We start from the raw sequence: 20,882 nt of genomic DNA, 5'->3' as shown, positions 1-20,882 counted from the left end.
GAAGCCGGGGCTTCGGTGTTCGTGCCGAGCTGCCCGGCCGCTCACGCCTTCACCCGGAAGAAGAACGGCCGCAGCTCGCTGAATCCGACCCGGCCGTAGATCCGGGCCGCGCCCGCGTTCTCGTGCTCGACCTGGAGATACATCCGCCCCGCGCCGTTCACCGCGGCCCAGTCGGCCAGCGCGCCGATCACGGCGCCCGCCGCCCCCTTGCCGCGGGCGGCCGGCAGCGTGGCCATGCTGAACACGCCGGCCCAGCCGGACTCGGCGACCGCGCGGCCGACCGCGACCGTCTCGTCGCCGAGCAGCACGCTGGCGTACACGGCGCGCTCGGTGATCCGTTCCAGCAGCCGCCACTGCGCGTCCGCGTCGCCGCCGGCGACCTGGTGCAGGACGTCGAACCACGCGCGGGTCGGCTGCTCCTGCAGGCGTACCCGCAGGGAGCCTTGCGGGGCCAGGGCCAGGGCCAGGACCTCGGACGTCGTCGCGGTCTGCAACGACACAGAGGCCTTACGCTCGTAGCCCCGCGCCTCCAGCAGCGCGTCCAGCTCCGGCGGCGCGGCGCCCGGCGTCATCTGGACCAGCACCGGAATACCGCGCTCGGCGCAGTAGGCCTCCGCCGCCTCGGTCCGCTCGCTCAGCTCCGCCCGCGACGTCCCGCCGTGCGGCAGCACCGACGCCACCCACCACGCGCACCCCGGCGCGTGCCGCAGCCACCACCCGCTGGTCCGCTCGTCGGACTCGGCGGGCACCGCTCGCGCGGTCCGCTCCTGAAGACCTGTCTCCAGCCCCGCTGCCGTCTCCACCACGTGCTCTCCCCCTTTCGCGTGACGCCCACCATAGTGGCCACACCCGGCGTTCCCAGGCGGGCGTCCGCGGCGGGACAATGGCGGAGCGAAACCCCGAGGTAGACCCGAGGCAGACCGAGGCAAAGGAGCCCGCCCCATGGCCCGCAAGGCGCCGACCACCGATCCCGGCGACGAGAACCTGCGCGTCGGACATGCCAAGGACTGGGCGGCGGGGGTTCCGGCGGTGGCGGTGGCGCTGCGCGACGCGGTGGACCAGATGGGCGTCGGACGGTCGGCGCGGACGCTGCTGCGGCTGAACCAGAAGAACGGCTTCGACTGCCCCGGCTGCGCGTGGCCGGAGGAGGACAAGCGGCACATCGCCGAGTTCTGCGAGAACGGGGCGAAGGCCGTGGCCGAGGAGGCGACGTTGCGGCGGATCACGCCGGCGTTCTTCGCCGAGCACTCCGTGGCCGAGCTCGGCGAGCGCAGCGGCTACTGGCTCGGGCAGCAGGGCCGGCTCACCACGCCGATGCTGCTGGACGCGGGCGCCACCCACTACCGGCCGGTGGGCTGGGACGAGGCGTTCGCCGTGATCGCGGAGGAGCTGCGGGGCCTGGACTCGCCGGACGAGGCGGTGTTCTACACCTCGGGCCGCACCTCGAACGAGGCGGCGTTCCTGTACCAGGCCTTCGTGCGCGCCTTCGGCACCAACAACCTCCCGGACTGCTCGAACATGTGCCACGAGTCCTCCGGTTCGGCGCTGACCGAGACGCTCGGCGTCGGCAAGGGCTCGGTGTCGCTGGCCGACCTCGCCAAGGCCGACCTGATCCTGGTGGTCGGGCAGAACCCGGGCACCAATCATCCGCGGATGCTGGCGGCGCTGGAGAAGGCCAAGCGCGGCGGCGTGCGGATCACCGCGGTGAACCCGCTGCCGGAGGCCGGGCTGCTGCGGTTCAAGAACCCGCAGAACCCCTCCGGCCTGGTCGGGCGCGGCACCCCGCTGGCCGACCGGTTCCTGCAGATCAAGGTCGGCGGCGACCTGGCGCTGTTCCGCGCGTTCGGCAAGCTGCTGCTGGAGGCCGAGGACGCGGCGCCCGGCACCGTGCTGGACCGCGCCTTCATCGACGAGCACAGCCACGGCTTCGAGGAGTACGCCGAGCAGGCCCGCTCCACCGGCTGGCCGGAGATCCTGGCCGCGACCGGCCTGACCCGCGAGGAGATCCAGGCCGCGTTCGAGGAGGTCCGGGACAGCGAGCGGCTGATCGTGTGCTGGGCGATGGGCCTGACGCAGCACAAGCACTCGGTGCCGACCATCCGCGAGGTGGTCAACGTGCTGCTGCTCGGCGGGCACGTCGGCCGCCCCGGCGCCGGGGTGTGCCCGGTCCGCGGCCACTCCAACGTGCAGGGCGACCGCACGATGGGCATCTACGAGAAGCCGAAGCCGGCGTTCCTGGACGCGATGGAGGCCGAGTTCGGGCTGCCGATGCCGCGCGAGCACGGGTTCGACACCGTCGACGCGATCCGCGCGATGCGCGACGGCCGCGCCCGTGTGTTCTTCGCGATGGGCGGCAACTTCGTCGCCGCGACCCCCGACACCGACGTCACCGAGGCCGCCCTGCGCCGCACCGCCCTGACCGTGCAGGTCTCGACGAAGCTGAACCGCTCGCACGTCGTCCCCGGCCGCCGCGCCCTGATCCTGCCCACCCTCGGCCGCACCGAGGTGGACCGCCGGCCCGGCGGCGACCAGTTCGTCACCGTCGAGGACTCCATGGGCCTGGTCCACGCCTCCCGCGGCCGCCTGGCCCCGGCCAGTGAGGCGCTGCTGTCGGAGGTCGCCATCGTGGCCCGCCTGGCCCGCGCGGTCCTCGGCCCGGACCATCCGGTGCCGTGGGAGGAACTCGCCGCCGACTACGACCGCATCCGCGACCGCATCGAGCGCGTGGTCCCCGGCTTCGAAGATTTCAACACCCGTATCCGCCGCGGCTCCGGCTTCGCGCTCCCGCACGCGCCGCGGGACTCGCGCACCTTTCCCACCGCCACCGGCAAGGCCAACTTCACGGCGAACGCGTTCGAGGCGCCGCGGGTGCCCGAAGGCCGGCTGCTGCTGCAGACGGTGCGCTCGCACGACCAGTACAACACCACCATCTACGGGCTCGACGACCGCTACCGCGGCGTCCACGCCGGGCGGCGCGTGGTGTTCGTCCACCCCGACGACCTGAAGACGCTGGGGATCGAGGACGCGGCGATGGTCGACCTGGTGTCGGAGTGGACCGACGGGACCGAACGGCGCGCACCCGCGTTCCGGGTGGTGGCGTACGACACCGCACGGGGGTGCGCGGCGGCGTACTTCCCGGAGACGAACGTGCTGGTGCCGCTGGACTCGACGGCGGATGTCAGCAATACGCCGACGTCGAAGGCGATCGTGGTGCGGTTGGAGCCGGCCGGGGAGTAGGGGAACTGATGCCGCCGACGGCGCGCTAACCGATCCTGAGTCCCACGTGCGCGGCCAGCGCCGGTGCCAGCTCCACCAGTTGGCCACCGTCGATGGTGGCGCCGCGCAGGGCGTCCAGACCGGCCTTGAAGTGCAGGCGGGCGCCGCGCAGGTCGACGTCGGTGAGTCTGGCGCGGCTGAAGTCGGCGTCCTCGAAGGTGCAGCCCGGGAAACGGACGCGGGTCAGCTTCGTGCCGCCGAAGTCCGCCTCGCGGAGCAGGCAGTCGGTGAAGACCACGTCGGTCAGGGCCGCGCCGCGGAGGTTCACCGCGTCCAGCTTCACCTGGTCGAAGTGGACGCGGCGCACGTCCGCGTCATGCCACTGCACGCCCGAGGCGATGCCGCGGACCACCTCGGTGTCGCGCCAGTGGGACGCCGACAGGTCCGGGGCGAGCAGGCGGGAGTCCTCGAGGCGTACGTCGGCGAACGTGGTCTTGGACCACTCGCCGCCGGTCAGTGTCACGTCCGTCAGCAGGCACTGGCTGAACCGCGCGTGGCTGGCGAACACGTCGTCCCACTCCACGCTCTCGGCCCGTTGGCACTCGTAGTGGCCCTCGTCCCGCACCGGCTGGTCCAGCGGGGCCAGTTCGGACGCGGGCGGCAGGTCGGGACGGGGGAGGGGGTTCGGTGTGGCGCTGTGCATGCCGATCATTGTGTACCCCGCCGCCGACCACGTTCGGGATCAGGCCGGCGGATCATCGCGGTAGACCTCTGATTTCAGGCCCCTGACCAGCCACCGCGTCGCGACGAGCGCAGGCCGCGGCTCCTGCGGCGGCGGCACGAAGCAGACCTCCCGGAGTTCCGGTCCCGACCGGTCCCAATCCGCCCCCAACGCGAAGGGGTCCGGCCCGTCGTCCAGGTCCTCCCCGGCCTGCTCCCGCACCACGACATCCGGATACAGGCGCGTCTCCTGCGCGGAGTAGCAGTCGTCGAGCCGGCTCGCGACCAGCACCCCGCACTCCTCGCACTCCAGGCACGGCTGCCAGCCGTCCAGCGACCAGCACCCCGTGCGGACCAGCTCGTGGACGAACCGCACACCCCGGACGTCGCCCGGCGACAGGACGTAGGTGCCCGTCAGCCGATCACGGCCGTGCTCCGCCTCGTCGACCGAGTACGTCCCGGGCACGAGCCGCGGCGGGTTCACCCGGTGATGGTCCAACCATGACTCGTGGGGCGGCGCGGGCAGCTCCACCTCGCGCACCGGCTGACTCAAGACGTTTCCGCACCCCGCACACAGAAAACGATCCACGGCACGAGTATCGCAAGACACACCCGAACGCCGACCGTCATTTGGCATGTTCCGGCATTTGGGGAGCCGCTTGTCTTCGCCTGACGCCTGACACGGCCGAGGGCCGCCGGTCCCCTCCGGCGGCCCTCGGCGTGAGCTCCCGTTCCTAGCTCCCGGTCACGAACCCGAGGTTCTCGTACACCGTGTCCTGCACCCCCGGCGCCCCGTAGTTCGCCAGCTTCGAGTTCGTCGCCACGATCTGCGGCCGCTGGTACAGCGGCACGATCGTGTCCAGCTTCCAGATCGCGGCGTCGGCCTCGTTGGCGAACTTGATCGCCTGGTCGCGGTCCAGGGAGCTGAGCGCCTGGGTGAACAGGGCGTCGATGTCCTTGCTGCCGACGCGGCCGTAGTTCTGCTGGATGTTCAGCTTGCCGTCGGCGCCGGTGGTGGGGTTGGCGAAGACCGGTTCGGCGGTGCTGATCGGGTAGGCGTTGCCGCCGAGGGTGACGGGGGCGATGTCGAAGTCGCCGGTGTCGACGTACTTGGTGTAGAAGTCGCCGCCGGGGACCGGGACGATGTCGATCTTCACGCCGATGTCCGCGAGCTGGCTCTGCACGATCTCGGCCAGCTGCTTGGAGGCGTCGTTGGAGGAGGAGATGGTGAACCGCAGGCTCAGGGTCTTGCCGCCCTTCGTCCGGGTCTTGCCGCCGTCGGTGCTGACCCAGCCGGCCTGGTCGAGCAGCGTCTTGGCGCGCGCCGGGTCGGACTTGCCGAGGTCCCCGGAGTTGTCCTGGTAGCCCTTCTGGTTGGTCAGCAGGACGTGGTTGTTCAGCGGGTCGGTGCTCACACCCAGCGGGCCGACCAGCGCGGTGTCGATCTGCTTGCGGTTGATGCCGATGGTCAGGGCGTTGCGGACGGCGAGGTCGGACAGCGGCCCGTCGCCGGCGGCGTTGAACGTGATGTTCGCCCACACCGGGCCGGCGGCCTTGTGCACGGTGACGTCCGGCAGGTTCTTCACCCGCGCGTAGTACGACACGTGCGAGCCGATGCCGTACTGCAGGTCGATCTCCTTGTTGGCCAGGGAGTCGGTCTGCGCGTCGAGGTCGATCGCCCGGAAGATGATCTTGTCGAGCTTGGCCTTGTCGCCCCACCACTTCTCGTTCCGCACCAGCGTCAGGGTCTTGGCGGTCTGGTCGATGGAGTCCAGCCGGAACGGGCCGTCACTGGTCGGGATCGCGTTCTTGAAGTCGCTCTCGAACTTCTTCGGGTCGCTGTTGGTCGCCGCCGGGTACAGCGGCGAGAACAGCCCCTGCCACTCGCTGTACGCGGCCTTGAAGGTGATCACCACCTCCTTGGCGTCCTTGCCCGCCTTGATGTCCGCGATCTGGTCGTACCCCGCGGTGCCCGCCACCTGGAACGCCGTGTCGGTCCCGTTCAGCGCCTTCCACTGCGCCTCGAAGTCGGCCTCGCCGACCGGCGTGCCGTCCGACCACACCGCCTGCGGGTTCAGCTCCAGGGTGACGACCTGCTGGGGTGAGGACGTCACCTGGTATGAGGCGACCAGGTTCTTGTTGTTGTGCGGCACGCCCTGCCCGTCGGCGTAGAACGGCTGCTCCAGCACCGCCCCGATGATGTCGGAGACGGCGCCGTCGGTGCCGTCCACCTCATTGAAGTTCATCTGTTCCGGGATCGACGCCTCCGGCCACTTCAGCGTGCCGCCGTCGGCGATCTTGTCCCGTGGCTGCGGATTGATGTCGTTGCCGACCTGCGTGTTGATGTTCTTCGAGGAGGCTCCGGTGGAGCCGGCGCCGCTGGGGCCGCCCTTGGACGACGAGCCGCAGGCGCTCAGGCCCAGCGCCAGCGCGGTCACCGCGGCCAGCGCCGCGAACCGGGATCGGGAACTGTGCGTCACAGTGCTGATCTCCTTCGGTGAGGGTGAGGGTGATGGGTGGGAGGTGGGTCGGATCTTGATCAGGACTTGATCACGGACACGGCGGGTGCCGCCCCGGGCCGGAGATCACGCGATCACGCGAGCGCGCGGTGCGGCACCGGCTCCGGCGCCCCGACGCCCAGGTGGTGGCAGGCCGCCGTCCGCCCGGCACCGCCGACCGGCACCAGCACCGGGTCCTGGACCTCGCACAGCAGCCGGTCCCCGTCCGTCTTCAGCGCCGCGTACAGCGGACACCGGCCGCGGAACCGGCACCCGCGCAGCGCGTCCGCGTCGCCGTCCAGCACCACCGGGCTCGGCGGGTCGCCGGGCAGCACGATCCGCTCCCGCCGCCGCTCCACCGCCGGGTCCGGAACCGGCACCGCCGACAGCAGGGCCCGGGTGTACGGATGCCGCGGGTCCTCGAACACCGGGTCGGCGTCCCCGTACTCCACGACCCGTCCCAGGTTCAGCACCGCGACCCGGTCGGCCACGTGCCGCACCACCGCCAGGTCGTGGGACACGAACAGGTACGCCAGCCCCAGCTCCCGCTGCAGCTCGGCCAGCAGGTTCAGGATCCCGGCGCGCACCGACACGTCCAGCGCCGACACCGGCTCGTCCAGCACCACCAGCGCCGGCTCCAGCGCCAGCGCCCGCGCGATCGCCACCCGCTGCCGCTGCCCGCCGGAGAACTCCCGCGGGAACCGGTTCGCGTGCCCCGGCTCCAGCCCGACCATCTCCAGCAGCTCCCGCACCCGCGGCCCGGTCCGGCCCCGTCCGTGCGTCCGCAGCGGCTCGGCCAGCACGTCGCCCACCGGCAGCCGCGGGTCCAGCGACGCCAGCGGGTCCTGGAACACCGCGGCGATCCCGGCCCGCAGCGGTGCCGACCGCCGCCGCACGCCCCGGCCCCGGTTCAGCTCCGCCAGGTCCCGTCCCAGGACCCTGATGCTCCCGGCCTGCGGCGCGCGCAGCCGCAGCACCTCCATCACGGTGGTCGTCTTGCCGCAGCCGGACTCGCCGACCAGCGCCAGCGTCGTGCCCGGCGCGATGTCCAGGCTGACGCCGTCCACGGCGCGCACCGTGCCGATGCGGCGCCGGAAGACCGAGCCCTTGGTCAGCGCGTGGTGCTTCACGAGGTCTCGGACGACGAGGACCGGCTCGGCGGCGGAGTCCTCGTCGGCCTCGGCGTCGGCCCTCTCGGCGTCCGCCTCGGCGTCGGCGTCGGCGTCGGCCGTGGAGCCCGGCGTGGCGCCGGCCCGGGTATCGACGGGCTCTTCACCGCCGGTGCCGACCGCGGCTTCCGGCGCCGCCGGAACGACCACGTCGTCTCCGCCGGGCGCCCCGGCCATCAGGTCGAGCCCTTCGAGCGTCCGATGACACGCCGCCGCCCGCCCGAGCCCGATCTCCAGCAGCTCCGGCTCCGTCTCCCGGCACCGGTCGAGGACGAACTCGCAGCGCGGCGCGAACGGGCACCCCGTTCCGAGCTCCGAGAGCGAGGGCGGCGCGCCCGGGATCGACCGCAGCCGCACCCCGCGCCCGGCGTCCAGCCGCGGCAGCGAGCCCAGCAGCCCGGCCGTGTACGGCATCCGCGGCGCCGCGAACAGCTCCTCGACCCCCGCCGTCTCCACCGGCCGCCCCGCGTACATCACCGTCGCGCGGTCGGCGAAGCCCGCCACCACCCCGAGGTCGTGGGTGATCAGCACGATCGCCGCGCCGGTGGCCTGCTTCGCGGTGGCCAGCACCTCCAGGATCTGCGCCTGCACCGTCACGTCCAGGGCGGTGGTCGGCTCGTCGGCGATGATCACGTCCGGGTCGTTGGCGATCGCCATCGCGATCATCACCCGCTGCCGCATGCCGCCGGAGAACTCGTGCGGGAACGCCTGCGCCCGCCGCGCCGGATCCGGGATGCCCACCAGCTCCAGCAGCTCCACCGCGCGCCGCGAAGCAGCCTCCTGCGACACATCCCTGTGCACCCGGATCGCCGCCGCGATCGCCTCGCCGACCCGGTACACCGGCGTCAGCGCGGACAGCGGATCCTGGAACACCATCGCGATCCCCGCGCCGCGGATCCGGGACATCCGCTTGTCGTCCAGGCCCAGCAGCTCCCGGCCGCCGAACCGCACCGAACCGGACACCCGGGCGTCGCTCGGCAGCAGTCCGATCACCGCCAGCGACGACACCGACTTGCCCGACCCGGACTCGCCGACGACGGCGAGGGTCTCGCCGCGCCGCACCTGGTAACTCAGGCCCCGGACGGCCTCCAGCCGCGTGCCCTTCTCCGCCGGGAACGACACCCGCAGATCAGCGACCTCCAGCACCACGTCGCTCACGAACCCGCCCCCGCTCCCGAGCCGGACGCGGTCCCGGCCGCGTCGTCCATCGCGTCGCGCAGCCCGTCGCCGATGAAGGCCACCGCCATCACCGTCAGGATCAGCATCAGGCCGGCCGGGTAGAACAGCCACGGGAACGACATCGCCGAGTCCGTCCCGTCGGCGATGATCGTGCCCAGCGACACGTCCGGCGGCTGCACCCCGAACCCGAAGTAGCTCAGCGACGTCTCGGCGATGATGGTGCCGCCGACGTTCAGCGTCGCGTCGATGATCAGCAGCGAGGCCATGTTCGGCAGCAGGTGCCGGGTGATGATCCGCAGCGGGTGCACCCCCATGACCTCGGCCGCCGTCACGAACTCCCGCTCCCGCAGCGACCGCGCCAGCCCCCGCACCATCCGCGCCGTCACCATCCAGTTGAACGCCGCCAGCAGGATCACGAACAGCAGCCAGGTCCGGCCGTGGAACAGCGGCGAGGTGATCGCCAGGATCAGGAACGACGGCAGCACCAGCAGCAGGTCCACGCACCACATCAGGACCCGGTCCGCCCAGCCGCCGAAGTACCCGGCCGTCGCCCCCACCACCCCGGCCACGCCGGTCGACAACACCGCCGCCAGCAGCCCGATGACCAGCGACTTCTGCAGGCCGCGCAGCGTCTGCGCGTACACGTCCGACCCGATCTGCGTGGTGCCGAACCAGTGCGTGGCCGACGGCCCGGTCAGGAAGTTCTCGTAGTCCTTGTCCTTGTAGCCCCACGAGTTCAGGTGCGGCCCGATGAAGGCCAGCGCGAACATGAACAGCAGGATCACCAGCCCGGCCACGGCCAGTCTGCGCCGCCGGAACCGGCGCAGCACGATCCGGCCCCGGCTCAGCGCGACCGGCTCCGCCGGGGGTATCGCGGTGTCCTCCTCCGCGACCACGAAGTCCGTCTCCGGCGCCGCCATCAGACACGCACCCGCGGGTCGAGCAGCGCGTGCGCCAGATCCGAGGCCAGCCCGGCGATCAGCACCAGCACCGCCGTGAACAGCACCATCGCCGCCACCGCGTTCACGTCCGCGCGGTTGATCGAGTCCACGAACCACTCGCCCATCCCGTGCCAGCCGAAGATCTTCTCGGTGAAGGTCACACCGGTCAGCAACAGCCCCATCTGGTACGCGAACAGCGTCGCCATGGGGATCAGGGCCGTGCGGAGCCCGTGTTTCACCAGCGCCGGTCCGCGCCGCATGCCGGTGGCGCGCGCGGTGCGGATGTAGTCGGCGCCGAGCACGTCGAGCATCGCCGAGCGCTGATACCGGCTGAACAGGGCGGCCTGGCCCAGCATCAGCGACAGCGTCGGCACCACCAGGTGCTGCGCGCGGTCGGTGAGATGGTGGAGCCAGCCGCCGCTCAGGCCCGGCGTGGTCTCGTTGGTGTACGGGAACAGCGTGGTGCCGGCGGCCTGGTTGACCTTGACCGCGCCGATCTTCAGCAGCACGGCCAGCAGGAACACCGGCGTGGACAGCACCAGGAACGACAGGAACGTGACGGCGTGGTCCGAGGGCCGGTACTGCCGGATCGCCGAGACGAAGCCGAGCGCGACGCCGGCCAGGGCGCCGGTCGCCGTGCCGATGACCACCAGCCGCACGGTCACGCCGACCCGCCGCCCCATCTCCGCCGACACCGGGGAGTCGTCGATGGTGCGGCCCAGGTCCCCGGTCAGCACGCCGCCGGCCCAGTGCCCGAACCGCTCCGGCAGCGGCGTCTTGTCGTTGAGGTTCAGCGCGTCCAGCGTCCGGTCCACCACCGCGGCCGGCGGCGGCGGCTGGCGCTGGGCGAAGTGCTCGCGCGGGTTCAGGCTCGCCGCCGCCAGGAGGTAGCCCAGGCACGTGGCGATGGTGATCAGAACCAGGTAGTTGACGATCCTGCGCAGCAGGAATGGGCCCATGGCGTCGTGAGCTCCCGGGGTAGGGGCACGCTTGTGGCGTGTCGGAGGACAACATCGCAAGGCACTGAGCGGTTCTCGGACCGTTCGGTACCCGGGAATCCCGGCTTATATGCAAGAGCCCTGCCTAAAGCACGGCATGCTTGGATTCCCGAAGGGCCGGACCCTTGACGGGAATGTGTACACAGCGCACAAGACGAACCGCCCGGCCCTCTCAGGATGCGAGAGGATCGGGCGGTTCCGCGAGATATCAGGACACAGAATGGTTCGGGCCGCGAATAACGCCGTCCTCCGGCGTAATCGGCGTCGCGCGCACCGCGCCGCGCGATATCAGGCCACGCATATCACCTCGCCGTGCCCGACGGTAAAGATTCCGTCATGGCTCCGCGACCAAGCGCGCCAGGCGTCGGCCATCGCCTGGAGTTCCGGCTCGGTGGCGATGCCCTTCGCGACGTACTGCGAAGCGGTCGAGGACTTGGTGGTGCGGTCCGCCCACAGCTCGGCCCACCAGGCACGGTCGCCCGCGTCGGCGAAGACCCAGGAGGAGGCGGTGGCGGTGACGTTCTCGGCGGGGAACCCGGCGGACAGGGCCCAGCCGCGCAGGCGGCGCCCCGCGTCCGGGTGGCCGCCGTTGGACGTCGCCAGGCTCTGATACGCCGCCAGCCACGCGTCCAGAGCCGGCGACTCGGGGAACCAGCGGAAGGCGCCGTAGTCGCTGTCGCGGGCCGCGACGACGCCGCCGGGCCTGCAGACCCTGCGCATCTCCTTCAGCGCCCGGACCGGATCGGCGACATGCTGCAGCACCTGGTGGGCGTGGACGACGTCGAAGGTGTCGTCGGGGAAGTCCAGGGCGTGGACGTCGGCCACCGCGAAGCGGACGTTGCCGGTGCCGCGGTCCGCGATCTCGTCCTGCGCCAGTCGCAGCGCGTCGGCGGTGATCTCGACCGCGGTCACCGTGCCGGGGGCGACGCGGTCGGCCAGGTCGGCGGTGATCGTGCCGGGGCCGCAGCCGACGTCCAGCACGCTCTGACCCGGCGCCAGGAGCGGCAGGAGGTAGGCCGCCGAGTTCTCCGCCGTGCGCCACCGGTGCGAGCGGAGGACCGACTCGTGATGGCCGTGGGTGTACGTGTTCTGGGGAGTCTCCGGCTTGGTCATGCCGGAGACTCTAGTCGGGTGACCGCTATTCGAGAAGATTGGTTTCGCCATATGAGACGCTTGCCGGACGCGCACGTGCCTCAGCCGTAGAAGAGCTCTTCCACGACCATCGCCACGCCGTCCTCGTCGTTGCTCCCCGTGACCCCGGTCGCCGCCGCCTTCACGTCCTCGGCCGCGTTCGCCACCGCCCACGACCGCGCGGCCCAGGCCAGCATCGGCACGTCGTTCGGCATGTCACCGAACGCCACCACGTCCGCCGCCTCGATCCCGCGCGCCGCGCACCACAGGGCCAGCGTCGAGGCCTTGGTCACCTCCGGCGGACCGAGCTCCAGCAGGCCGCGGTTGGTGGAGTACGTGAGGTGCCCCAGCACCCCGACCGCCGGCAGGGCCTCGGCGAACATCTCGGCGCTGAGCCGCTCCCGGTCCGCCACCACGATCTTCAGCAGCGGCGCGCCCTCCAGCGCCCCGGTCAGCTCGTCGTAGCCGACCACGCGCCGCCCCGGATCGTCCTCGTCCAGGTCGAACGGCGACAGGACGTAGTCCGGCTCGCGGAACATGCCGGTCGGGGTCTCCAGGGCGAAGCGGGCGGTGGGCAGCGCCGCGCGCATGTCGGCGAGCAGCTTCGGCAGCGTGCCGACGTCGAACGCCCGGAAGTCGTAGGCGCGCGCGGCCGCCAGGTCGTAGCAGGCCGCGCCGTTGGAGGCGATGACGTGCGGCAGCCGCCCGAAGCACGGCTTGAGCCGGTCCAGCCACCGGATCGGCCGCGCCGTCACGGCTATCACCTGCGCCCCGTGGTCCATGGCCAGGTCCAGGGCCGCGCGGGTGCGGTCGGACGTGGTGCCGTCGGTGCGCAGCAGGGTGCGGTCCAGGTCGGTGGCGATGACTTTGGGTGGGTTCACACGATCAAGGGTGACACGCCGGGCGCCCGTCGCCGCACCCCGCCCGCGTCACAGCGTCCGGGGCAGCCCGAACCGCGGCATCACGCCCGCGCCGAAGCCGGTGATCGCGGTGACGCGGTCGTCGGCGGTGGTGACGACGAGCAGTCCGTAGGCCCGGAAGGCGCCGGCGTCGGCCAGATACATGCCGAACGCCGGCTGGCCGTTGGCGCGCGTCGGCACCACCCGGTAGGACCGCCCCGACCGGAGGGTGACGGCGGCGAAGAACTCCCGGGCCACCTCGATACCCCGGAACTCCAGCATCGCCGGCGGCATGGAGAGCCGGACGTCCTCGGCGAGCAACTCCACCAGAGCCTGGAGATCGGCGCGTTCGAGGGCGTCGGCCAGCCGGGCCACGAGCCGGTGGTCGGCCGCGGTGTCCGGTCGCCGTGCGGGCCTGCCGCCCCCTGAGTCCGCCAGGTGGCCGTCGACCGTGGCCCGCGCTCGTTTGAGGGCGCTCTGCACCGATTCCCGGGTGGCGTCGAGCATCTCGGCCACCTCGCCGGCGCGGTAGCCGAGCACGTCGCGCAGGACGAGGACGGCGCGCTGCCGCGGCGGCAGCAGTTGCAGGGCGGTGATGAACGCGAGCGAGATCGCCTCGGCCGTCTCGTAGCGGGCCTCCGGACCGGGCGCCGGATCGACGAGGCCGTCCATCAGCACGTCCGGATACGGTTCCAGCCACGGCGGCGCGTCGCCGACGCCGGTCGGCTCGGGCAGGCGCACGTCGGGGAGCGGGGCCGTGGTGCGCGGCCGTCTGCTGTCCGCGCGCAGCATGCTCAGGCACCGGTTGGTCGCGATCTGATACAGCCACGTCCGCAGCGAGGAGCGTTGGCCGAAGTCGCCCAGGCTACGCCAGGCGGACACGAGGGTCTCCTGGAGCGCGTCCTCGGCGTCCTGCAGCGATCCGAGGATGCGGTAGCAGTGCACCTGCAGTTCGTGGGAGTGCCCTTCGACCAGTTCGCGGAACGCCTGGTGGTCGCCGGCGCTGGCCCTGGCGATCAGGTCCGGTGTCTTCATGCATCCTCGCTTCTCTTCTTTCCGCCGGGCGCTTTCGGCTCGTCTGCAAGTACCGACGCCGCCGGCCCCGCGAATTGGGCGGTGCCCGCACGCCCGATTCGCGGCCTGGCCGTCGTCTACCCGGTTGGAGGCCGCCCCGGCCCGGGGCGCCCCGAACGACAGAACGGAACCACAGATCATGACCAAGTACGTCTTCTCCTTCCGTGTGCCGTCCGACTACGCGCCCCACGCCGGGACCGCGGCCGAGTGGAAGGCCTGGTTCGGCGCGCTGGGCCCGGCCCTGGTGGACGTCGGTCACGCGGTGACCGAGTACGCCTCGCTCGGCGAGGTCGGCGGCGCCGGCTCCCGGATGATCGCCTACTCGGTGGTGTCCGCCGAGGACCTGGACTCCGCGCTGGCGCTGGCCGAGGACTGTCCGGTCCTGCGGGTCGGCGGCGGCGTCGAGGTCGGCCCGGTGATGGAGGTCGCCGGCTCGTGAGCGACGCCTTGAACGCATCGACGGCGCCGCCGCAGGGGTCGTTCCTGGCGACCGGACGCGGCAAGGTCACCCTGGCGCTGCTGTGCGCGGTGACGTTCCTCGACGTCATGGACGGCGCGATCGTGAACGTCGCGCTGCCGACGATCCGCACCCGGCTCGGGTTCTCGGTGCAGAACCTGCAATGGGTGGTCAGCGGATACCTGATCACCTACGGCGGGTTTCTGCTGCTGGGCGGCCGGGCCGCAGACCTGCTGGGGCGACGGCGCCTGCTGATCGCCGGAACCGCGCTGTTCGCGGCCTCCTCACTGGCCTGCGGGGTGGCCGACGCCCAGGGGCTGCTGGTCGGCGCCCGGCTCGCCCAGGGCTTCGGGGCGGCGATGATGTCCCCGGCCGCGCTGTCCATCCTCACCACCACCTTCCAGGGCGCCGACCGGCACAAGGCGCTGGGCGCATGGGCCGGGATCAGCGGGCTGGCCTCGGCGGCCGGGCTGCTCTTCGGAGGCGTGCTCACCCAGGACTTCGGCTGGCGGTGGGTGTTCTTCGTGAACCTCCCGCTGTGCGCCCTGGTGCTGGTCGGGGCGTTCCGGATCCTGACGGCCGACCGCGGCCGGCCCGTGCCGGGCGGGTTCGACGCGGTCGGCGCGCTGCTGGTCACCGCCGGGATGCTGCTGCTGATCCTCACGCTGGTGAGGGCGCCGGACGAGGGCTGGGGCGCGGGCCGCACCCTCGGCGGGCTGGCCGCCTCGGCGGCGCTGATGGCCGCGTTCGCCGTCAACGAGCAGCGGCGCGCGGATCCGCTGGTCCCGTTGTCGGTCTTCCGGATCAAGGGCCTGGCCGCGGCCGACGCCACCCAGGTGATCGCCTGGGCCGGGTTCTATTCGATGTTCTTCTTCGTCACTCTGTACATGCAGAACGTCCTGGGCTACTCGCAGCTGCGGTCCGGGCTCTCGTATGTGCCGGTGAGCGTCGGCATCGGGTTCGGCTCGACGCTGGCGACGAAGATGTTCGTCCGGACCGGCACCCGTCCGGTCATCGTCTCCGGTGCGCTGCTCGCGGCCGGCGGCATCCTGTGGCTGTCCCGCATCCCGGTGGACGGCACCTATCTCGGCAACCTGCTCACGCCGCTGGTCGTCATGGGGGTAGGGCTGGGGCTGCTGTACGCCGGTGTGCAGACGGCCGCGAACGCGGGCGTGCCGGAGGACCAGGCCGGATTGGCCGCTGCCTTGATCACCACGTCGTTCCAGCTCGGATCCGCGCTCGGGCTGGCGGTGTTCAGCGGGGTCGCGACCAGCCGCACCAGCCATCTGCTGGCGGTTCACATGCCGCTCCCGGAGGCGCTCACCGCGGGGTTCCAGCGGGCCCTGCTCGTCAGTGCCCTGTGTCTCGTGGCCGCCGGAGCCATCGCGCTGCGTGCCTCCAACACCCGCGGCGAACCCGCCTCCACACCGGAACCGCACGAGAACCTGGAGCCCTCCTACGACCCCGCGTGACGCCGCATCACGCGATCGCCCGGTGTGCGGCGCCGACGGGCTGTCCCGACGGCGCCGCACGCTCTCGTCCGCACCGCCGCAATCCGCCGACTTCCCCCCACGCTGTCGGGTCGGACCGATAGCGTTCCCGCGTGATTCAGGATTTCCGGCATGATGCCCTGGCCACCTTCCACGGGCTGCCCGTATTCGTCTTCGACTTCGCCGACGCGGCGGACCTGGAGGGCGGGGGCCTGCCCGCCGACGTCGAGGCCTGGGCCTGGCGCGTCGGGGTCTCGGACTTCGAGGGGCCGAACGGCGACGAGGTCTGGGAGCTGTTCCTGGCCTCCGTCGACACCACCCGCATCAAGGCTCTGACGCTCGCCGCGTGGTATCCCGACGAGGCCGGGATCGGGTGGCCGGAGTGGCACGAGAAGGTGATCGCCGCCGCCGGCCGGTTCCCGAACCTGGAGGCGTTGTTCGTCGCGGACATCCCGAGTGAGATGTCCGAGGTCTCGTGGATCGAGCAGGCCGACCCGGGGCCGTTGCTGGCGGCCTTCCCCGGCCTGGTCGAGTTCGGGGTTCGCGGGACCGGCGACCTGTCCATGAAGCCTCTCGTCCACGAGCGGCTGCGGGAGCTGACCGTGCAGACCGGTGGCCTGCCGCCGGAGATCGTGCGGGTGCTGGGGGAGTCGAGCCTGCCGGCTCTCACCGGCTTGGACCTGTACCTCGGCACGTCGCGGTACGGGGGCGGCGCCACGGCCGACGACCTGGCGCCCATCCTGTCCGGGGCGACGTTCCCGAACCTGCGGCACCTGGGGCTGCGCAACGCCGAGGACACCGACAACCTCGCGGCCGCCGTGGCCCACGCGCCGGTCGTCGCGCAGCTGGAGTCACTGGACCTCTCGCTGGGGATGCTCGGCGACGAGGGTGCCGCCGCGCTCCTCGCCGGCCAGCCGCTGACCCATCTGCGAACCCTGATCCTGCGTCACCACTTCCTCAGCGACGAGATGATCTCCCGGCTGTGGGAGGCGTTGCCCGACACCGAGGTCGACGTCGACGAGCAGAACGCGCCCGGCACCGCCGGCGAACGCTACATCGCGGTGAGCGAATGAGCACCCTGAACTGGACGGTCGTCGCGGCCGCGACGGATCCGGCGCGGGACGGATGGGCCGACGCGGCGATCATCGCGGACGTCGCGGCGCCGCGCTTCGTGACCTGGGACGAGGTGGTCGCCGAGAAGGCGTCCTTCCAGTCCGGGGAGACGGTGCTCTTCGAGCGGATGTCGGGCTGGGACATGCCGAATCCGGTGGCCGGGCAGCGGGCCCGGTACCGGGAGTTCGCCACGGCGCTGGCGCAGCTGGGCGCCGCCGTGGACGACGGCGGTGCCACCCTGGCCGCCGCCGTGGCGCCGACCCTGCTGACCGTGGACCGCGCCGAGCGGGACGTCTTCCTGCGGGCGAACGGCGTTCCGGTGCTGGAGGGCTCCGACCTGGACGAGGCGGGACGCAACATCCTGCGACCGCGCTTCGCGGCCACTGACGACTGGATCGTCGACGGCTGGCAGAAAACGCTCTTCCTGCACCGGGCTCGCGACGGTTTCCACGTGCGCCGGTCCCCGGCCGAGGCGGTCCACGGCGTCAGGGAGCTGAAGCGGATCACCGAACTGCTGGCCGCGGACGGGATCTACGCCGTCGCCAACCTGCACCGCGCGCATCTCCACAACGACTACCACGACATCCGCTTCGCGCTGATCGACGGCGAGGTCACGCACGCCGCCGGCGTGGTGTGCGGGCGGACTGTCCATCGGCCCTGGTACGGCGGGCGGCGCCGCGAGCTCGACGCCTTCCTGACCCGGTTCGGCGCGGCGCGCTGGGAGAAGCTGGTGCTGCTGGCCGAGCGGACGGCCACGCTGTTCCCGGGTGTCCGCTCGCTCGGCGTCGACCTGTGCCTGGACAACGCCGCCGCCGAGTACGTGTTCGACGTCGATCCGTTCGGGGCGGACCTGCCGGGCGCGCTCGGCATGAAGAACACGGTCGGTGACGGTGTCCCGGTGCGCGCAGCGGTCCTGCGCGCTTTGTCGGCTGCGTCCTGACTCAGCTCGTTATCAGAGGGCATACTTTCAGCTATGAGGTATCGCCGCCTGGGCCTGATCCCGCTTGTGGCCCTCGCCCTGCTGGCAGCGGGGTGCCGTGCCGGGTCGCGGGGCAATGACGCCGGCAGCGGCGGCACGGACCCCATGACGCCGGCCGCGTCCTCGGTGGTCACCCACAGCCTGTCCGGAGCGAACGACGACCCGCACACCGTGTTCCACCCGGGCGAGGCCGGCACCGCGCCGATCCCGTCCGGGTCGGTCGTGAACGGCAAGCTGAAGGCGCAGCCGTTCGACGGCGTCCCGAAGACCGGGGCGCTGTTCCTGGGCGTCGGCGGCGTCGCCTCGGCGCACTACTGCACGGCCAGCGTCGTCCACAGCCCGTCGGGCGACCTGATCGCCACCGCGGGACACTGCGTGCGCAACAAGATCTTCGGCGGCTGGCTGGACCACATCCTGTTCGTGCCGGGCTATCACAATGACATCGCCCCATACGGCGTGTGGGTCGCGACCACGGCGTACCTGGACTCCCGCTGGGTCGACTCCGAGGACGAGAACGCCGACATAGCGTTCCTGAAGGTCCGCAAAGCGGGCGGCGGGTCGCAGACCTTGGAGAACATCACCGGTGCGTCGACCTTCACGGCCGCGCCCGGCTACACCAACGCCGTCAGCGTCGTCTCGTACCCGCTGACCGCCTCACGGCCGCTCGGCTGCGCCACCTCCACCAGCAAGTTCAGCGCCACCCAGCTGCGGCTGGACTGTTCCGGACTGCCCGAGGGCGCCAGCGGCAGCCCGTTCCTGGCCTCCGGCGACCGGCTGGTCGGCGTCCTGGGCGGCTATCAGCAGGGCGGCGCCACCGCGGACACCTCCTACAGCATCTACTTCGACGACCGCGTCGCCGCGGTGTTCAAGGCGGCGGCAGGGTCCTGAGATGGACGCCCCGGCGCCCACCGGTCCCCGCCGGCCGCGGTCCGGGCGCGGCCGGCTGGACCTGCACGACCTGGAAGTGCCCGAAGTCAGCGTCCTGCCGTTCGCGATCGGCTCGTTCCAGACCATCGGGCCGCTGGCGTTGGCGGACTTCCCGCACCGGCACACCTTCTACGAGATCGTGCTGGTCACCGGCGGGTCCGGCCACCATGTGGTCGATCTGCACCCGTGGCCGATCACCCCGCCGCACCTGGGCGTCATCGTGCCCGGGCAGATCCACCACTGGCAGCGGGCCCGGGGCGTCGAGGGGTCGGTACTGCTGTTCAACGAGGACTTCCTGCGGCGCCATCCCGAGGATGCCGCGGTGCTGCACGTCCTCGGAGCGTTGGCGTGGCTGCGGCCGGATCCGGACCAGATGGAGGGGCTGACGGAGCTGGCCGCGCAGATGCAGCGTGAACTGTGTCGCGCCGATCCCGGCTACGAGAGCGTGCTGCGCGCGTATCTCCACATCCTGATCGTCCGCGCGGCCCGGATCGCCGACGCGCTGGGGCCGGCGGCTCCCACCGCGGACGGACCGGCGACCAAGGTGAGCGGGTTGGTCGACCGGTACCTGCGGCTGATCACGGCGCCCCGGCAGGGCGGCAGGACGCTGACCTCCTACGCACGGGAGATCGGCGTGTCGCCGGGACACCTGCACGAACTGGTCCGGGAGCAGACCGGTCTGACGCCCGGGAAGCTGACGCGGCGGCACCGGATCCTGGAGGCGAAGCGGCTGCTGGCCGGAACCGACCTGACTGTGCGGCAGGTCTCGGAGCAGACCGGTTTCCACGATCCCTCGTACTTCTGCCGCTTCTTCCGGCGGGAGACCGGGCTGACGCCGGGTGAGTTCCGCAGACGCGCCACAGGAATGCACCACGATCCCCTGGTCTAGTCCATTTCCGCGCCGCGGCGCCCGTCCTACGGTGCTGTCAGGCCGCAGGACCCGGACCTCCCGGCACACGTCCGTCACAGGCATCCACACGATGTCAGATCCCTGCCGTCCCCGTCAGCCACCGAAGGAGACGCATGTCCACGCACGAGGACCCGGCCGCGCAGAGCCCGCCGTCCGCCGATCCGACCCCGCCCGGGATCACCCGCAAGTCCCTGCTCAGAGCCGCTGTCGCCACCGGATTCGCGGTGCCGCTGATCGGCACCGCGGCCGCCGCCGTCGCCATGGCCGACGACCGGTCCGCGAAGTTCACCACCGTCCCCGGCCCCGCCGGCGCCCCGCTCGCGGTGACCCCCGCCTGCCACGACGGCGACGCCCCGACCATCGACCAGACCGAGGGTCCGTACTTCGAGCCGGGCTCCCCGCAGACCACGGTGCTGACCGGCCCGGGCGGCGGCACCCCGCTCACCGTCAGCGGCGTCGTCTACGGCCTGGCGTGCCAGCCGATCGCCAACGCCCTGCTGGACTTCTGGCAGGCCGACAACGGCGGCAACTACGACATGTCGGGGTACAACTTCCGCGGGCACCAGTACACCGACAGCCAGGGCCGCTTCAGCCTGACGACAATCGTGCCCGGCCTCTATCCGGGCCGGACCAAGCACATCCACGTCAAGGTGCAGGCACCGAACCAACCGATCCTGACGACCCAGCTGTACTTCCCGGGCGTCCCGCAGAACTCCACCGACACCATCTACGACCCGCGGCTGCTGATGACGGTCACGCAGCACGGCTCGGGGGTGGCGGGGGCGTTCGACTTCGTCCTCAACGTCCAGCAGGACCCCGGCCCGCCCCCGACGTCGTCCCCGCCGAGCTCGCCGCCGCCGACCTCGCCGCCGCCCGGCGGTGGCACGTGGCAGCCGGACCACACGTACGCCGCCGGTGACGTCGTCACCTATGGCGGGGCGACGTATACGTGCCTGCAGGGCCACACCTCGATGGTCGGGTGGGAGCCGCCGAACGTACCCGCGCTCTGGCAGCGTCAGTAGCGACGTGGTCACGCCGCCGCCGGCCTCTTTGTGGGGAGAGGCCGGCGGCTTGGTGTTTGTTCTTTGTCGGTGGGGGGTGCGGTTGGTCTGTGGGTTGAAAGGCGTTATTACGACCTTCGGCCAGGGTGTTGATGGTGCGGGGTCCGGGCTGGTGGGTGG

General features: G+C 71.8%; 18 protein-coding genes. 8 read left to right on the top strand and 10 right to left on the bottom strand.

Going from position 1 to position 20,882, the window contains the following annotated elements:
• Positions 1-41: 41 nt before the first annotated feature.
• On the bottom strand, positions 42-806 hold the full coding sequence (locus ABD466_RS14965; protein WP_344657638.1) for a GNAT family N-acetyltransferase: 765 nt from the start codon (positions 804-806) through the stop codon (positions 42-44).
• A gap of 136 nt (positions 807-942) precedes the next feature.
• Here ABD466_RS14965 and ABD466_RS14960 point away from each other — a divergent pair, with 136 nt between their 5' ends.
• Entirely contained in the window at positions 943-3,237 is a 2,295-nt protein-coding gene (locus ABD466_RS14960) for an FdhF/YdeP family oxidoreductase (protein WP_344657637.1), read from the top strand.
• Positions 3,238-3,262: 25 nt separating this feature from the next.
• On the opposite strand, the gene ABD466_RS14955 is transcribed toward ABD466_RS14960, so the two are convergent.
• The 9 genes from ABD466_RS14955 to ABD466_RS14915 all read right to left on the bottom strand — a co-directional run bounded on the left by ABD466_RS14955 (position 3,263) and on the right by ABD466_RS14915 (position 13,786).
• Complete coding sequence (locus ABD466_RS14955; protein WP_344657636.1) at positions 3,263-3,919, bottom strand: pentapeptide repeat-containing protein; 657 nt, start codon at positions 3,917-3,919, stop codon at positions 3,263-3,265.
• Between the two features lie 39 nt (positions 3,920-3,958).
• The gene (locus tag ABD466_RS14950; RefSeq protein ID WP_344657635.1) at positions 3,959-4,489 is read right to left on the bottom strand and encodes a hypothetical protein; all 531 of its coding nucleotides are present in this window, start codon (positions 4,487-4,489) and stop codon (positions 3,959-3,961) included.
• A gap of 181 nt (positions 4,490-4,670) precedes the next feature.
• Positions 4,671-6,416 carry an ABC transporter family substrate-binding protein gene (locus ABD466_RS14945; protein ID WP_344657634.1) on the bottom strand — a complete coding sequence of 582 codons (1,746 nt, stop codon included), beginning with the start codon at positions 6,414-6,416 and terminating at the stop codon, positions 4,671-4,673.
• 113 nt (positions 6,417-6,529) lie between these two features.
• On the bottom strand, positions 6,530-8,761 hold the full coding sequence (locus ABD466_RS14940; RefSeq protein ID WP_344657633.1) for a dipeptide ABC transporter ATP-binding protein: 2,232 nt from the start codon (positions 8,759-8,761) through the stop codon (positions 6,530-6,532).
• Positions 8,758-9,702, bottom strand: a complete 945-nt coding sequence (locus tag ABD466_RS14935) for an ABC transporter permease (protein ID WP_344657632.1) — start codon at positions 9,700-9,702, stop codon at positions 8,758-8,760. The genes ABD466_RS14940 and ABD466_RS14935 overlap by 4 nt, the downstream gene beginning before the upstream one ends.
• Positions 9,702-10,682, bottom strand: a complete 981-nt coding sequence (locus ABD466_RS14930; RefSeq protein WP_344657631.1) for an ABC transporter permease — start codon at positions 10,680-10,682, stop codon at positions 9,702-9,704. Before ABD466_RS14930 ends, ABD466_RS14935 begins: the two co-directional genes overlap by 1 nt.
• 327 nt (positions 10,683-11,009) lie before the next feature.
• On the bottom strand, positions 11,010-11,834 hold the full coding sequence (locus ABD466_RS14925) for a class I SAM-dependent methyltransferase (protein WP_344657630.1): 825 nt from the start codon (positions 11,832-11,834) through the stop codon (positions 11,010-11,012).
• Between the two features lie 80 nt (positions 11,835-11,914).
• The gene (locus ABD466_RS14920) at positions 11,915-12,733 is read right to left on the bottom strand and encodes an HAD family hydrolase (RefSeq protein ID WP_344657629.1); all 819 of its coding nucleotides are present in this window, start codon (positions 12,731-12,733) and stop codon (positions 11,915-11,917) included.
• A 48-nt stretch (positions 12,734-12,781) separates the two neighbouring features.
• Positions 12,782-13,786: an RNA polymerase subunit sigma-70 gene (locus ABD466_RS14915; RefSeq protein WP_344657628.1), complete on the bottom strand. Its 1,005-nt coding sequence runs from the start codon at positions 13,784-13,786 to the stop codon at positions 12,782-12,784.
• A gap of 178 nt (positions 13,787-13,964) precedes the next feature.
• Here ABD466_RS14915 and ABD466_RS14910 point away from each other — a divergent pair, with 178 nt between their 5' ends.
• The 7 genes from ABD466_RS14910 (at position 13,965) to ABD466_RS14880 (ending at position 20,723) form a co-directional block, all read left to right on the top strand.
• Positions 13,965-14,264 carry a hypothetical protein gene (locus ABD466_RS14910; RefSeq protein ID WP_344657627.1) on the top strand — a complete coding sequence of 100 codons (300 nt, stop codon included), beginning with the start codon at positions 13,965-13,967 and terminating at the stop codon, positions 14,262-14,264.
• A complete protein-coding gene (locus ABD466_RS14905; RefSeq protein ID WP_344657626.1) occupies positions 14,261-15,754 on the top strand; it encodes an MFS transporter in 1,494 nt (497 codons plus the stop codon). Before ABD466_RS14910 ends, ABD466_RS14905 begins: the two co-directional genes overlap by 4 nt.
• Before the next feature lie 131 nt (positions 15,755-15,885).
• Positions 15,886-16,845: an STM4015 family protein gene (locus ABD466_RS14900; protein WP_344657625.1), complete on the top strand. Its 960-nt coding sequence runs from the start codon at positions 15,886-15,888 to the stop codon at positions 16,843-16,845.
• Entirely contained in the window at positions 16,842-17,825 is a 984-nt protein-coding gene (locus ABD466_RS14895; RefSeq protein ID WP_344657624.1) for a hypothetical protein, read from the top strand. Before ABD466_RS14900 ends, ABD466_RS14895 begins: the two co-directional genes overlap by 4 nt.
• Positions 17,826-17,858: 33 nt before the next feature.
• Positions 17,859-18,752: a trypsin-like serine peptidase gene (locus ABD466_RS14890; RefSeq protein WP_344657623.1), complete on the top strand. Its 894-nt coding sequence runs from the start codon at positions 17,859-17,861 to the stop codon at positions 18,750-18,752.
• A gap of 1 nt (position 18,753) precedes the next feature.
• Positions 18,754-19,680, top strand: a complete 927-nt coding sequence (locus ABD466_RS14885; RefSeq protein ID WP_344657622.1) for a helix-turn-helix transcriptional regulator — start codon at positions 18,754-18,756, stop codon at positions 19,678-19,680.
• 134 nt (positions 19,681-19,814) lie between these two features.
• Complete coding sequence (locus ABD466_RS14880; RefSeq protein ID WP_344657621.1) at positions 19,815-20,723, top strand: dioxygenase family protein; 909 nt, start codon at positions 19,815-19,817, stop codon at positions 20,721-20,723.
• Positions 20,724-20,882: the final 159 nt, after the last annotated feature.

The organism is Catenulispora subtropica, assembly GCF_039531675.1.
Taxonomy (GTDB): domain Bacteria; phylum Actinomycetota; class Actinomycetes; order Streptomycetales; family Catenulisporaceae; genus Catenulispora; species Catenulispora subtropica.
The sequence above is the reverse complement of the archived record's forward strand: the minus strand, read 5'-3'. Positions and strand labels throughout refer to the sequence as shown.